The sequence below is a fragment of the Streptomyces sp. BBFR51 genome, from assembly GCF_044591655.1.
Taxonomy (GTDB): Bacteria; Actinomycetota; Actinomycetes; order Streptomycetales; family Streptomycetaceae; genus Streptomyces.
The window spans coordinates 1,075,900-1,088,667 of sequence record NZ_CP172448.1 but is presented as its reverse complement, the minus strand read 5'-3'; the positions used below and the strand labels follow the sequence as shown (position 1 = coordinate 1,088,667).

10 protein-coding genes and 4 pseudogenes are annotated in these 12,768 nt (G+C 70.6%); 5 read left to right on the top strand and 9 right to left on the bottom strand.

Annotation, left to right across the window (positions count from 1 at the left end; genetic code table 11):
• Nucleotides 1-9 precede the first annotated feature (9 nt).
• A pseudogene (locus ACGH7X_RS05040) lies at nucleotides 10-1,205 on the bottom strand (IS110 family transposase).
• A gap of 235 nt (nucleotides 1,206-1,440) precedes the next feature.
• Here ACGH7X_RS05040 and ACGH7X_RS05035 point away from each other — a divergent pair.
• Nucleotides 1,441-1,907: pseudogene (locus ACGH7X_RS05035) on the top strand (transposase); the annotation flags it as partial.
• Between the two features lie 175 nt (nucleotides 1,908-2,082).
• Here ACGH7X_RS05035 and ACGH7X_RS05030 read toward each other — a convergent pair.
• From ACGH7X_RS05030 to ACGH7X_RS05015, 4 genes and pseudogenes are all read right to left on the bottom strand, one after another.
• A pseudogene (locus ACGH7X_RS05030) lies at nucleotides 2,083-2,325 on the bottom strand (transposase); the annotation flags it as partial.
• Nucleotides 2,326-2,327: 2 nt separating this feature from the next.
• Nucleotides 2,328-2,549 (bottom strand): annotated as a pseudogene (locus ACGH7X_RS05025) (uracil-DNA glycosylase); the annotation flags it as partial.
• Between the two features lie 70 nt (nucleotides 2,550-2,619).
• Nucleotides 2,620-3,774, bottom strand: coding sequence for a WD40/YVTN/BNR-like repeat-containing protein (locus ACGH7X_RS05020; protein ID WP_399882031.1), 1,155 nt, complete (start codon nucleotides 3,772-3,774; stop codon nucleotides 2,620-2,622).
• 81 nt (nucleotides 3,775-3,855) lie between these two features.
• Complete coding sequence (locus ACGH7X_RS05015) at nucleotides 3,856-5,574, bottom strand: acyl-CoA dehydrogenase family protein (RefSeq protein WP_399882029.1); 1,719 nt, start codon at nucleotides 5,572-5,574, stop codon at nucleotides 3,856-3,858.
• Nucleotides 5,575-5,676: 102 nt separating this feature from the next.
• Here ACGH7X_RS05015 and ACGH7X_RS05010 point away from each other — a divergent pair, with 102 nt between their 5' ends.
• Nucleotides 5,677-6,429: a PaaX family transcriptional regulator C-terminal domain-containing protein gene (locus ACGH7X_RS05010; protein WP_399896794.1), complete on the top strand. Its 753-nt coding sequence runs from the start codon at nucleotides 5,677-5,679 to the stop codon at nucleotides 6,427-6,429.
• A 4-nt stretch (nucleotides 6,430-6,433) separates the two neighbouring features.
• On the opposite strand, the gene ACGH7X_RS05005 is transcribed toward ACGH7X_RS05010, so the two are convergent.
• Together ACGH7X_RS05005 and ACGH7X_RS05000 are read right to left on the bottom strand one after the other, a co-directional pair.
• Nucleotides 6,434-7,237, bottom strand: a complete 804-nt coding sequence (locus tag ACGH7X_RS05005; protein ID WP_399882027.1) for a pectate lyase — start codon at nucleotides 7,235-7,237, stop codon at nucleotides 6,434-6,436.
• Between the two features lie 201 nt (nucleotides 7,238-7,438).
• Nucleotides 7,439-8,518, bottom strand: coding sequence for an NADH:flavin oxidoreductase/NADH oxidase (locus ACGH7X_RS05000; RefSeq protein ID WP_399882025.1), 1,080 nt, complete (start codon nucleotides 8,516-8,518; stop codon nucleotides 7,439-7,441).
• Nucleotides 8,519-8,661: 143 nt separating this feature from the next.
• Here ACGH7X_RS05000 and ACGH7X_RS04995 point away from each other — a divergent pair, with 143 nt between their 5' ends.
• Nucleotides 8,662-9,024, top strand: a complete 363-nt coding sequence (locus tag ACGH7X_RS04995) for a helix-turn-helix domain-containing protein (protein ID WP_399882023.1) — start codon at nucleotides 8,662-8,664, stop codon at nucleotides 9,022-9,024.
• A gap of 183 nt (nucleotides 9,025-9,207) precedes the next feature.
• Entirely contained in the window at nucleotides 9,208-9,663 is a 456-nt protein-coding gene (locus tag ACGH7X_RS04990) for a DUF6214 family protein (protein WP_399882021.1), read from the top strand.
• Nucleotides 9,664-9,690: 27 nt separating this feature from the next.
• On the opposite strand, the gene ACGH7X_RS04985 is transcribed toward ACGH7X_RS04990, so the two are convergent.
• Nucleotides 9,691-10,347 (bottom strand): DUF305 domain-containing protein, encoded by a 657-nt coding sequence (locus ACGH7X_RS04985; protein WP_399882019.1) that lies wholly within the window; start codon nucleotides 10,345-10,347, stop codon nucleotides 9,691-9,693.
• Between the two features lie 163 nt (nucleotides 10,348-10,510).
• On the opposite strand from ACGH7X_RS04985, the gene ACGH7X_RS04980 reads away from it, so the two are divergent.
• Nucleotides 10,511-12,055, top strand: a complete 1,545-nt coding sequence (locus tag ACGH7X_RS04980; protein ID WP_399882017.1) for an LVIVD repeat-containing protein — start codon at nucleotides 10,511-10,513, stop codon at nucleotides 12,053-12,055.
• On the opposite strand, the gene ACGH7X_RS04975 is transcribed toward ACGH7X_RS04980, so the two are convergent.
• Nucleotides 12,043-12,765 (bottom strand): TetR/AcrR family transcriptional regulator, encoded by a 723-nt coding sequence (locus ACGH7X_RS04975; RefSeq protein WP_399882015.1) that lies wholly within the window; start codon nucleotides 12,763-12,765, stop codon nucleotides 12,043-12,045. The genes ACGH7X_RS04980 and ACGH7X_RS04975 overlap by 13 nt on opposite strands.
• Between the last annotated feature and the right edge of the window lie 3 nt (nucleotides 12,766-12,768).

The window sequence follows — 12,768 nt, the reverse complement described above, 5'->3', positions numbered from 1 at the left end:
TGGCTTTTGTCAAGCGGTCTTGATCTTGGACGGTTCGTAGAAGGTGCCGTCGCGGCGCATGGCGAAGAGGACGTCGATGCGGCATCGGGCCAGGCAGACGATCGCGGCGACGTGGTGTTTTCCCTCGCGTCGTTTCTTGTCGTAGTAGGCCCGGGAGTCGGGCTGGGACAGTGAAGCGAAGGCGGCTGGGTAGAAGGCTCGTTTGAGCTGTCTGTCGCCTCGCCGGGCCGGGTGCTCGCCTCGGATCGAGGAGCCGGATCGGCGGGTGGCGGGTGCCAGGCCGGCGTAGGCAGCGAGGTGGCCTGCGGTGGCGAAGCCGCTGCCGTCACCGACGTCGATCAGGATGCGGGCTGCGGTCCTGACCCCGATGCCGGGCATCGGGGTCAGGACCTGGGAAAGAGGGTGTGTCTCCAGCAGTTGCTCGATCCTGGCGGCGAGGAGTCGGCGCTGATCGAGCACTGCGGTGAGCGAGGCGGCCAGACTGGGGACGATCAGCGCCGCAGCGTCGGCACGACGACGGCCTGTTCATCGAGCGCGTCGAAGATGTCTGCGACGAGCCGTTCTGCCATGCGCGGTGCCTTGGGCCGCAGCATGGATATCAGCCGTCGTCTGCCGGCTTTCCGCAACTGTGCTGGGGATCTGTGTCGTTCGAGCAGGAACAGGACGGCCGGGTGATCCAGTCGGGAACCCAGGATCCGTTCGAGCGAGGGATGGATCTGGGTCAGCAGCCCGCGCAGACGGTTCTTGGTACGGGTGACCTCGCCGGCCAGGTCATCGTCGAAGCCCACGATCATGTTCGGCTCGACGACGGTCTCGTCGTCCGGTGCCAGGTCCCGCAGAGTGTGCGGCATGGTGCGGGCGGCATCGGCGAGGACCGCAGCGTCCCGGGCGTCGGTCTTGGACTCACCGGGGTAGAGGTCGGCGATCCGCCGCAGCGTCAGTCCCGGCAGATAGGCGACACGACAGCCGGCATCCCGCGCGACGGCCAGCGGCAGAGCCCCGATCGAGGCCGGCCGGTCTACCACGACCAGCACCGTTCCGTGCCTGGACTGGAGCTTCTCGAACAGCTCACGCAGCCGCGGTTCACTGTTGGGCGGCGGGTTGGCGAACACCTTCTTGCCCGCCGGAGTCAGAGCCGTCCCGTGATGCTTGCCCTTGCCGACGTCCAGACCGAGGTAGACATCGATCCCACCCTCGTCGCTCACTCACCCTCCCCAGCAGACACCCTTCCCCGCCTCCACTGTGGCATCAGCGTGCCGGCATCCACGTTACGAAGACTGTCCATCCCAGAGAGTGCGGATGAAGAGGTCAGGCCCCTGATCAGCGGTGGTGCCAATGCCTCCCGGTCCGGTGACACCACGTTTTCTTCGATCATGATCGACAAGGGGTGCAAGCCATGCCGGACCCAGTACCGGGGACCCCATTGCGGAGCCACGAAAAGGTAACGGGGGCGGACACCCAGGTCCGAGTCCCGTGGACCGCGGGAAGCCGGGTTCCAAGTTGCACGTCCTGTCGCACGCAAACGGACTGCGTCTTCTCGTCGGCGTCTCAGCCGGCAACACCCACGACAGCGATGGAGTGAAGCCGGTGGTGGAGGGTCGCCAAACGGGACACGACCCCTACCGAGGCCGGTACTTCAAGCCACAGCGCCTGTATGCGGACAAAGGCTACGAGCGGTTGACCTGCGCAGGTGGCTCCGCGGCAAGCGCATCAGCGTCCGCATCGCCCGCAAAGGCATCGAGTCCAGCGAACGATGACGATCGGTCATCGAGCGCACCATGTCGTGGCTGTCTGGCTACCGTCGGCTCGGCCCCCGCTACGAAGGCGGTCCCCGCAACTACCTGGCCTGTCTCGGACTCTCCGCCGCCCTGAGCTGCTACAAGCGACTTATCCGCCTCACCACGTAGGACACGGTCTTAGCTTCGATCTTGCATGACGGTCCGCCGACGAAGTCGGTGGACCGTTCGCTTTCTGCGGCTGAAAGCGGGCATACCAGTGGCCCGAGTGTCATGTCGGGTGGGAGCCTGGTTCCACTGTCCGGGGACGGGTGACCGTGTCGTCGGGACGGTGGAAGGCTGCTGGTCAGCCGGGGTTGGGTAGGAGTGTGAGCCGTTCGAGGGGGCGCTGGTCCAGGGCCAGTGCTGGGCCAGGCGGAGAACCCGGCGTCTTCCGGTGGTGACGAGCTAGGCGGCTGCGGAGAACAGGGGGAAACCGCAGGCGGCGGGGTTCCCAGAGTCGGGCCTTGCCGGTGAGGGCGAGCATGGGCATCCAGGCCAGGAGGGCGCGGGCGATCTGGACGATCTGGAGCCAGACCTTGTTCTGGGCTGCCCCGGGGCCGGATACGGGTCCTGTCCGACGATCAGGACCCGGACGTCGTCGAAGGGCTGCTGGAAGGCTCTCAGGACGTTCGCCCCGGCCGGGAGGTAGGTGCGTCCGGCGGCGATCTCCGCGCGCAGGAACTCACCCATCGAGGTGATCCGCCCGGCGACGGGTTCGAGGGCCTTCGCCCAGCCCGCTTCGACGATTTCATTCAAGGGTCGTGGTGCCACGGGCGTCACCCTACTGCCGTACGGGTGACGCCCATCAACCGGTGGCCAAGGCCGGTCCCCCCGGTCCGGTTCATGCGAGGACCGCGGCCCGCACACAGAGCACGTCCGGCAGATGGGAGGCCAACTGCCGCCAGCTGTCGCCGTCGTCGGCCGACGCGAACACCTCGCCGTTGCGGTTGCCGAAGTACACGCCCGCCTGTTCCGCGTCGTCCGTGGACAGCGCGTCGCGCAGCACCGTGCCGTAGTGGTCCTCCTGGGGCAGGCCCGCCGAGAGCGGCTCCCAGCTCTTGCCCGCGTCCGCCGTACGGAAGACCCGACATCGGTGGTCCGCCGGCACCCGGTCGGCGTCGGCGTTGATCGGGAAGACGTACGCCGTGTCGCCGCGGTGCGGATGGGCCGCCACCGCGAAACCGAAGGTGGAGGGCAGGCCCTCGCCGATGTCGGTCCAGTGCGCGCCGGCGTCGTCGCTGCGGTACACCCCCCAGTGGTTCTGGAGGTACAGGCGGTCCGGGGTGGCCGCGTCGCGCGCGACCTTGTGCACGCACTGGCCGAACTCCGGGTTCGGGTCCGGCAGGAAGACGGCGGAGACACCCGAGTTCGACGGCGACCAGCTCGCGCCGCCGTCGGCGGTGCGGAACACGCCCGCGGTCGAGACGGCGACCGTCACCGACTTCGCGTCCCGCCGGTCGGTGAGCACCGTGTGCAGCCCCTCGCCGCCACCGCCCGGCACCCACTTCGACCGGGTGGGGTGCTCCCACAGCGGGCGGACCAGCTCGAAGCTCTCACCGCGGTCCTCCGAGCGGTACAGCGCGGCCGGTTCGGTGCCCGCGTACACCACGTCCGGCTCGGCGGCGGCCGGGTGCAGCTGCCACACCCGCTCCAGCGAAGCGCCGGTCTCCTTGGGGAACTTGACGGCGGGTGCGCTCGGCTCGGTCCAGGTCCGGCCCAGGTCGTCGGAGTGGAACACCGACGGGCCCCAGTGCGCGCTGTCGCCGCCGGCCAGCAGCCGCGGGGTGTCGCCGCGGGTGTCGAGGGCGACCGAGTAGACCGCCTGTGCGTTGAAGTACGGACTCTCGTCGAACTCCCAGGTGCCACCCCGCCGGCGCCCGATGAACAGGCCCTTGCGGGTGCCCACGGCGAGCAGTACCTCGGTCATGCCGATCACCTCCGCGGCGTCCTCGTCGACGCCTTTGTCTCGGACACGGGCCAGTCTGCACCCAGCCACTGACAGTCACCCCTGGAGAGGGTGTCGCCGCAGGTCAGGTCGGTGGTGTCGGGTCCGGCGAGGTGTCTCGGCGCCGCCCGCTCAGCCCTCGCCCGGCAGGGCCCGCGCCAGGATGCCGCCGAGGTCGGCCGAGTCCGGCAGCGTGCCGAAGGCGTGCCCCCAGTCGCCCCCGAGCCGGGTCGCGCAGAACGCGTCGGCGACGGCGGGCGGGGCGTGCCGGACCAGGAGGGAGGCCTGGAGGGTGAGGGCCATCAGCTCCACCAGCCGGCGGGCACCGGTCTCGGACGCCTCCGTGAGTCCCGCCTCCAGCCGGGCCACCGCCGCGTCCAGCCGGGCGTCCGCACCGCCTGCGAGGGCGAGTTCGTCGAAGAGGGCGTGCGCGGAAGCGGGTGAGCGGCCCAGCGCCCGCAGCACGTCGAGGGCGTTGACGTTCCCCGAGCCCTCCCAGATCGACAGCAGCGGGGCCTCGCGGTAGTGGCGGGGCATGCCCGACTCCTCCACGTAGCCGTTGCCGCCCAGGCACTCCAGGGCCTCCGCGGTGAAGGCGGGCCCCCGCTTGGTCACCCAGTACTTGCCGACGGCGGTGGCGATCCGCCGGAACGCCGCCTCCCCGGCGTCCCCGCGCGCGGCACGGTCGGCCGCGCCGGCGAGCCGCAGGGTGAGCGTGGTCGCGGCCTCGGACTCCAGCGCGAGGTCGGCCAGGACATTGCGCATCAGGGGCTGGTCGACCAGCCGGGCGCCGAACGCGCTGCGGTGGCGCACGTGATGCCCGGCCTCGACGAGCGTCTTGCGCATCAGCGTCGCCGAGGACATCACACAGTCCAGCCGGGTGCAGTTGACCATCTCGATGATCGTCTTGACGCCCTGTCCCTCGGGCCCGACCAGCCAGGCCACCGTCCCGTCGAACTCGGGCTCGGACGAGGCGTTGGACCGGTTGCCGAGCTTGTCCTTCAACCGCTGGATGCGGAAGGTGTTGCGGCTGCCGTCGGGCAGCACCCTGGGCACCAGGAAGCAGGACAGTCCGCCGGGGGCCTGAGCCAGCACCAGGAACACGTCGCACATCGGCGCCGACGTGAACCACTTGTGCCCGCGCAGCGTGTAGACGCCCGGCTCGGCGGTCGGGGTGGCCGCCGTGGTGTTCGTGCGGACGTCCGAGCCGCCCTGCTTCTCGGTCATCCCCATCCCGGCCAGCAGGCCGCGCTTCTCGGCGGGCGTCCGCAGCCCCGGTTCGTACTCCCGCGCGGTCAGCAGCGGCTCGTAGACCTTCGCCAGCTCGGGCTGGGCACGCAACGCCGGAACGGCCGCATAGGTCATCGAGGTCGGGCACCCGTGGCCCGCCTCGGTGTGCCCCCAGACGAGTCCTCCCGCCGTCCGCGCGACATGGGCGCCCGGCCGGTCGTCGGCCCAGGGCGCGCCGGCCAGCCCCTCACCGACCGCCACCCGCATCAGGTGGTGCCAGCTCGGGTGGTACTCGACCTCGTCGACCCGGTTGCCGTACCGGTCGTGCGTGCGCAGCACGGGCTCGTGGCGGTTCGCAAGATCGCCCCACTCCTGGGCCTCGGCGCTCCCCGCCCGCCGGCCCAGCCGCCGCAGGCCGTCCTCGGCCCACCCGGCGCCCTCCCGCCGCACGCCCTCCAGCAGGACCGGGTCCTCGGAGGCGTCGTACGGGGCCAGGGGAGAGGGCTGGTTGGCGACGTCGTGCGTGGCGTACCCCTCCGGGTGCCCCGCGGGCTCCCCGGAGTCCCCGAACGGCTCCTGCGGCTCCTGCGGCTCCTGCGGCTCCTGCGCGAGTGTCGTCATGCCTCGAGTGTTGCACTCTCTCGACGGCCGCAGCAATAGTGCAACAGGGTGGGCGCACGTACAGTACGTGCTCATGTGGACGCACGACACGAGCCCGCGCGGATGACCGGCTCCCAGGCCCCCGGCGGGCTGACGCTGCGTCCGCTGTCCGCGCGGTCGGTGGTCCTGAGCCTGCTGCTCGGCACGCATCCCCCCGAACTGCCGGCGCGGGAACTGGTACGGCTCGTGGAGGTCTTCGACGTCGGTGCCTCCACGGTGCGCGCGGCGCTCAGCCGGATGGCGGCCGCCGGGGACCTCAGGCGCACGGACACCGGCTACCGGCTCAGCGAGCGCCTTCTGGAACGCCAACGGCGCCAGGACGAGGCCCTGCGTCCGCACACGCGCGCGTGGGACGGCGACTGGGAGATGCTCGTGATCACCGCGACGGGGCGCGGTCCCGCCGCCCGCGCCGAGCTGCGCACCCGGCTGACCGCCCTGCGCCTCGGCGAACTCCGCGAGGGGGTCTGGCTGCGCCCCGCCAACCTGGGCCGCCCGCTGCCCGCCGAGCTGGACCGGGTGGCCGAGCGACTCTTCTCCCGCCCCGGGGCCCCGGCCCGCGAACTTGCCGCGCGCCTGTGGCCGCTGGGCGACTGGTCCGACGGGGCGCGGGCCCTGCTCGCCCATGTCGACCGGGCCCGGCGTCCGGCCGACCGCCTCACCGCCTTCGCGGCCGTCGTACGCCACCTGCTCGCCGACCCGGTGCTGCCCGCGGAACTGCTCCCGCCCGACTGGCCGGGGGCGGCCCTGCGGGACGCCTACGCGCGCTACCAGCGGGAGCAGTCCGGTCAGGTCCGGGCGCCCGGCACCCGGACCTGACGCGTCACTTGTAGGTGAGGTCGGACGAGGAGTACTTGCAGTACGTGCCGTCGGCGCCCGAGCCGTTCGAGTCCGGCTCGTCGCCGTCGTCGTTGCCGATGTACTTCTGGCACGGGACGATCTTCTTGCTGCTGTCCCCGACGATCGTGATGCCTCGCAGGGTCGCGCTGTCGCCGTAGTTGGTGTTGATGCCGGCGATCCTGCCGCCCTTCCAGTTCACCTCGATGCCGCTGAGGTTGATCGTCCGCTTGTACTGCGTCGAGCAGTTGCCGCAGGAGCGGACGAAGGTGCCGAAGTTCTTGACGGCGAAGCCCGAGACGTTCAGCGTGCCGGCCCCGTTGAACTGGAAGACCTTGTCACTCGCCTCCTTCGCGCCACCGCCCGAGACGGTGTAGACGTTCGACGACGAGGAGCCCCGGAAGGTCGCCGCGTCCTCGCCGACGTCCTCCCACCAGACGTTCTGCAGTGTGCAGCTGCCCTTGCAGTGGACGCCGTCCGCGGCCGGAGCACCGATGATCACGTTCTTGAGGACGGCGCCGGGGGCCAGTTCCAGGATCGGGCCCTGGTCCTCGTCCTGGCCGCCGGAGCCCAGGTCGCCGGTGCCGTACAGGCGCTTCATCCCGTAGTCCTTGGTGCCGGAGACCGAGATGGTGGAGGAGACGCCTTCACTGCCGTTCGGGGTGGGCCAGGTGGCGGCGTGCGCCGAGCCGGCTCCGGAGGTCATGAGCATGCCAACCGAGAGGCCGAGCGCGGCCAGCGCGCCCGTCACCGCGCGCCGTTGGGCGCGAGGGCGTGTCGCAGCGGTCATGTTCTGATCCCTTCCATAGGGAGTGGGGGTGGAACGGAACATGTACGTGAACGTTGTGCGTCATGCTGACCAGAATCACGAGCGCGCCGGGAGCACATGTGGGGTATGGGCGGGCCGCGGCGCTCGCGACGGTCATGCTGATGAACGGACCGTAGGGGGTAAGCGCTTTCTAGTCAACGCCTCGCGCGAAACCCCGCTGCCTCACATGCCCCAGCCGTACTGGTCCGGCATCCGGACGTCCGCGCCGAGCTCGCGCGCCGCGTGCTGGGCCCAGGACGGGTTGCGCAGCAGCTCGCGGCCCAGCAGTACCGCGTCGGCCTCCCCGTTGGCCAGGATCTTCTCGGCCTGCTCGACGTCGGTGATCAGGCCGACGGCGGCCACCGGCAGCGTGGTCCCGGCCTTCACCCGCGCGGCGAACGGGACCTGGTAGCCGGGCCCGGTGGGGATCCGGACGCGCGGGACGTTGCCGCCGGTGGAGACGTCGAGGAGGTCGATGCCGTGGGCCTGGAGGTCGCGGGCGAAACGGACGGTGTCGTCCGGCGTCCAGCCGCCCTCCTCCAGCCAGTCGGTCGCCGAGACGCGGAAGAACAGCGGCTTGTCCTCGGGCCACACCTCCCGTACCGCGTCGACGACCTCCAGGGCGAACCTGGTGCGGTTCTCGTACGAGCCGCCGTAGGCGTCGGTGCGCTGGTTGGAGTGCGGCGACAGGAACTCGTGGATCAGGTAGCCGTGGGCGCCGTGGATCTCGGCGATCTCGAAACCGGCGGCGAGGGCCCGGCGCGCGGCGTCGGCGAACTGTCCGACGACCTGCTGTATCTGCGGGGCCGTCAGCTCGGTCGGCACGGGGTGTCGCTCGTCGAACGCCAGCGCGCTCGGGGCCAGCGGCTGCCAGCCGTACGCGTCCGGTCTCACCGGAGCCCCGCCCTTCCACGGCTGCGCGGTCGACGCCTTGCGGCCGGCATGGGCCAGCTGGATCGCCGGGATCGTGCCCCGGGACCGGAGGAAGCCCGTGATCCGGCGGAACGCCTCGGTCTGCGTGTCGTTCCACAGCCCGAGGTCCTGCGGGGAGATGCGGCCCTCGGGCGACACGCCGGTGGCCTCCACGACGATCAGGCCGGCGCCGCCCGCCGCGCGTGCGCCGTAGTGCGCGAAGTGCCAGTCGCCGGGCACACCGGTCGCAGGGCCCTGCGGCGCGGCGGAGTACTGGCACATCGGCGGCATCCAGACCCGGTTCGGGATCGTGGTGTCACGCAGGTCGAGAGGCTGGAAAAGGGCGCTCATGGAGGGCTGCTCCCCGGGGTCGCGGCGGGTCGGGCGACTCGTACGGTATCTCTCGTAGTACGTCGAGTGTCAAACTACGGCGTCCTTCGTACAATGAAGGGCCCCTCCTGACCGGTGGGACCCCCGGACGAACTGGAGTCGCCGTGCCCCCCGCCGCCACTGCCGCCGGCACCCGCGAGCTGCCGCACCCGACGCGCGGGGAGATCCGGCTCGAGGGCGTGCTGCACGCGCTCTCCGATCCGGTGCGGCTGCGGATCGTGCGGGACCTCGCCGCCGACAGCGACGAACTCTTCTCCTGCTCGCACTTCGACCTGCCGGTCACCAAGTCCACGACCACGTACCACTTCCGGGTCCTGCGCGAGAGCGGGGTGATCCGGCAGGCCTACCGGGGCACGGCCAAGATGAACGGCCTGCGCAGGGGCGATCTGGACGCCCTCTTCCCCGGGCTGCTCGACGCCCTGCTGGCCGCCGCCGCCCGTCAGGCCGCCGTCCTCGGCGGCGCCTGACCGACGAGCGCGTGCCGCACGGCCCGGCGTACTCCGCTCCGCTGACAGGGTGCCGCGCCCGGTGAACGAAGCGTGTTCCGTTCGTATGGAATGTGATCATTCGGTTACGTTGCGTATGTGCTCGAAGCATCCTTCGTTGATCGTTCTCTTCAGCTTTCCGACCGCTGTCCGGACGACGGTGAGATGTCCGTGCGGCACACCTGGGTGGTGAGCGAGGGCGGTGCCACGGCCTCGTGGTTCGACGTCCGGCTGGCCTTCGCCGACGGCGCCCGGGTGGACGCGCTCGCCGTGCTGTCCGGTCAGGACGTGCGGGTCGAGGACGTACGGGCCGAACCGCCGCTGTCCCTCGACGATCTGGCCGTGCTCGCCGAATGGCTGGAGGCGCCGCTCTTCGAGGCCTGCGTGCCGGCCCCCGCGCGGGCGGGAGCGGCCGCGTCGCGGCGGGCCCGTCCGGCGTGGCCGCGCGGGAGGGAGGAGCGCAGGCTCGTCGCCCGGGAGTACCGGGCGGCCCGGGAGGAGGGCGGCGACCCGGTCCTCGCGGTGATGCGCGCGACCGGGCACGGCCGGCGCAGGTCGCTCAGGCTGATCGGCCAGGCGCGCGACGAGGGATTCCTGGCGCCCCGTCGCGCGCGCCGCTGAGCCGCGCCCGAAGGACCCGTCGCGCCGTCACAGCATGCCGCGCATCCGTGAGATCTCGCTGGTCTGCTGGGCGACGACGTCGTCGGCCATCTCCTCGACCCGCACGTTGTTGCCCTCGGACTTCACGTCCGTGGCCATGGCGATCGCGCCTTCGTGGTGAGTGATCATCAGCGTCAGGAAGAGCTGGTCGAAGGCCTTGCCCCGCGCCGCGCGCAGGTTCTTCAGCTGTGCCTCGGTGGCCATCCCCGGCATCGTCGCGTGATCGTGTCCGCCGCCCGTCACCTTCTCGCCGTTGGTCTTCAGCCAGCCCTTCATGGCCTCGATCTCCGGTCCCTGCGCCGCCGAGATCCGTTCGGCCAGCTTCTTGATCTGGCCGGACTCGGCCTGCTCCGGCACCAGTTCGGTCATCTTCAGTGCCTGGGCGTGGTGCTGGATCATCATGCGCGCGTAGGAGACGTCCGCCGAGTTGGGGGAGTCGTCGTCGGCGCGCTGATTCTCGGCGTCCTCGGCGGAGAGTGTCCGGTTGCCCTCGCCCGGCTTGCCCGGAGCGATCACCGAAGGCCCGGCGGCGGCCGCCGACCCGGTGTCCGAACCCGAGTCGCAGGCGCCCAGCGCGAGTACGGCCAGTGCGGTCAGTGAGGCCGTGACGAGCGACGCGCTGGACATCGCGGGGCGAAAGGACACAACGACCTCCTGTGGCTGGGGGTGCCCCTCTGGGGAGGGATGCGGAACACCTTGTGGGTGCGATGACCGTCCTAGCACGCTTCCGCGCGTCACTGATCAAAAAACTTCATTGCGTGTTTGTTGCCCCCTGTTGGTATGTGCATGGCGAAGACGATACTGCGGGATGCGTGACCGTTCCGACGGGAACGGACGTTGGGAGGAAACAGTGACCCTGTTGAACGACCCGCGAACGCGGCGCAGACGACTGGGAGTCGCGGCTGCGGCCGCCGGACTCCTGTCCGCCCTGCTGACCGCCGGCCAGGCCGTCGCGACCCCCGACCCCGGGGACAGTCCGGCCACGTCGAAGGAGGTGTCCAAGAGTGCGCGCGCCGACGTGCGCGACGCCATCGAGAGCGGCGAGATACCCGGTCAGGACGAGATAGTCCACTCCGACAACATCGAGCACCTGACCAACATCCCCAAGGACGCGCTGCCGGGCACCAACTCGGACCTGGCCTTCCAGGGCCGGTACGCCTTCGCAGGCAACTACGACGGCTTCCGCATCTTCGACATCAAGAACCCGAAGAAGCCGAAGACCGTGGCCCAGGTGCTGTGTCCCGGATCGCAGAACGACATCTCCGTCTCCGGCGACCTGCTGTTCCTGTCGACCGACTCCTCGCGCAGCGACAGCAGTTGCAACAGCACCACGCAGCCCGTGACCGAGAAGTCCTCCTGGGAGGGCATGAAGGTCTTCGACATCAGCGACAAGCGGAACCCGAAGTACGTCGCCGCCGTCGAGACCGCCTGCGGCTCGCACACCCACACGCTGGTGCCCGAGCGCAGGAACGTCTACATCTACGTCTCGTCGTACTCGCCGAACGCCGCCTATCCCGACTGCCAGCCGCCGCACGACGGCATCTCCGTCATCAAGGTGCCGCGCAAGGCCCCCGAGCGGGCGGCCCTCGTGGGCTTCCCCGTGCTCTTCCCCGGTGAGGGCCCCGACGGCGGCGGAAACCCGGGCGGACCCACCAACCCGGGTGTCTCCAAGACCACCGGCTGCCACGACATCACCGTCCTGCCCTCCGAGGACCTGGCGGCGGGTGCCTGCATGGGCGACGGCATCCTGTTCTCCATCAAGGACCCCGAGCGTCCGAAGGTCATCGACCGCGTCCAGGACAACGTGAACTTCGCGTTCTGGCACTCGGCGACCTTCAACCAGAAGGCGAACAAGGTCGTCTTCACCGACGAGCTGGGCGGCGGCGGCGCCGCCACCTGCAACGCGGAGATCGGCCCGGACCGCGGCGCCGACGGCATCTACGACATCGTCGGCCGGGGCGACCACCGCAAGCTGGTCTTCCGCAGCTACTTCAAGATCCCCCGTCACCAGGCGGACACCGAGAACTGCGTGGCCCACAACGGCTCGCTGATCCCGGTCAAGGGCAAGGACATCATGGTCCAGGCCTGGTACCAGGGCGGCATCTCCGTCTGGGAGTTCACCAACTCCTCGCGGCCCAAGGAGATCGCCTACTTCGAGCGGGGTCCGCTGACCACCGACACGATGACCACCGGCGGCTCCTGGTCGGCGTACTACTACAACGGCTACATCTACTCGAACGACATCGCCAAGGGCTTCGACGTCCTCAAGCTCAGCGACCGGCGCACGGACCCGGCCAAGCGGGTCCATCTGCGTGAGCTCAACACGCAGACGCAGCCGGACTACTTCGACTGAGGGGTGCGCCCGGCGGGGTCGGTCTGGTCGGCGGTCCGGTCCGGTCGACCGAGCACGCCGGTCGCGAAGAACCGCGACAGATCCGTGTCGCACGTCGTCCCGCCGGGCGCCTCGGTGTCCGGCGGGACACCCAGTTCCCAGTCCAGCCGGTAGCGTTCGAACAACTCGGCGCGCAGCCGGGGCACCGGCATCGGCACCCCGGGCACCAGGGCCGCGAAGACGGCGCCCATCAGCTGCGCGCGCAGCATCGGGTAGTCGCGGTCGACGTCCTGCGAGCCGTGCCGGGCCACCGTGTCCCGCAGCAGCTCCGCCAGCCGCCGCTGCTCCGGGCACGGTACGAAGCCGACCTCGGCCTGGAGCAGGCCCGCCATGTGCTGGCGCATGAGCACCGGCCGGTCCCGGGCGAGCCCCAGGATCGCGTCGATGGCCCGCGCCATCCGCTCGCGTCCCTCGACCGTGTGCGGCTCGCGCTCCAGCGCCTCCTCCAGAGTGCGGTGCATCAGCCGGTGCACGGCGGACTGCACCAGCTGGCGCTTGCCGGGGAAGTAGTACGAGACGAGCCCGCGTGCCGAGCCCGCCCGGTCGGCGATGGCGCCCAGCGTGGTCGCGTCGTACCCGTGCTCGCCCACCAGCTCCACGGCGGCCTGCAGGAGCCGCTCCTTCGAGCGCCGCCGCAATTCTTCATTGACCGAGGCGCTGCGCGGGGACATGCT

Bases quoted from the DNA above. Each gene is read 5' to 3' on its own strand.
- ACGH7X_RS05015 (WP_399882029.1), bottom strand. From the start codon at position 5,574: ATGACGACACTCGCGCAGGAGCCGCAGGAGCCGCAGGAGCCGCAGGAG.
- ACGH7X_RS05010 (WP_399896794.1), top strand. From the start codon at position 5,677: ATGACCGGCTCCCAGGCCCCCGGCGGGCTGACGCTGCGTCCGCTGTCC.
- ACGH7X_RS05005 (WP_399882027.1), bottom strand. From the start codon at position 7,237: ATGACCGCTGCGACACGCCCTCGCGCCCAACGGCGCGCGGTGACGGGC.
- ACGH7X_RS05000 (WP_399882025.1), bottom strand. From the start codon at position 8,518: ATGAGCGCCCTTTTCCAGCCTCTCGACCTGCGTGACACCACGATCCCG.
- ACGH7X_RS04990 (WP_399882021.1), top strand. From the start codon at position 9,208: ATGTCCGTGCGGCACACCTGGGTGGTGAGCGAGGGCGGTGCCACGGCC.
- ACGH7X_RS04980 (WP_399882017.1), top strand. From the start codon at position 10,511: ATGCGTGACCGTTCCGACGGGAACGGACGTTGGGAGGAAACAGTGACC.
- ACGH7X_RS04975 (WP_399882015.1), bottom strand. From the start codon at position 12,765: ATGTCCCCGCGCAGCGCCTCGGTCAATGAAGAATTGCGGCGGCGCTCG.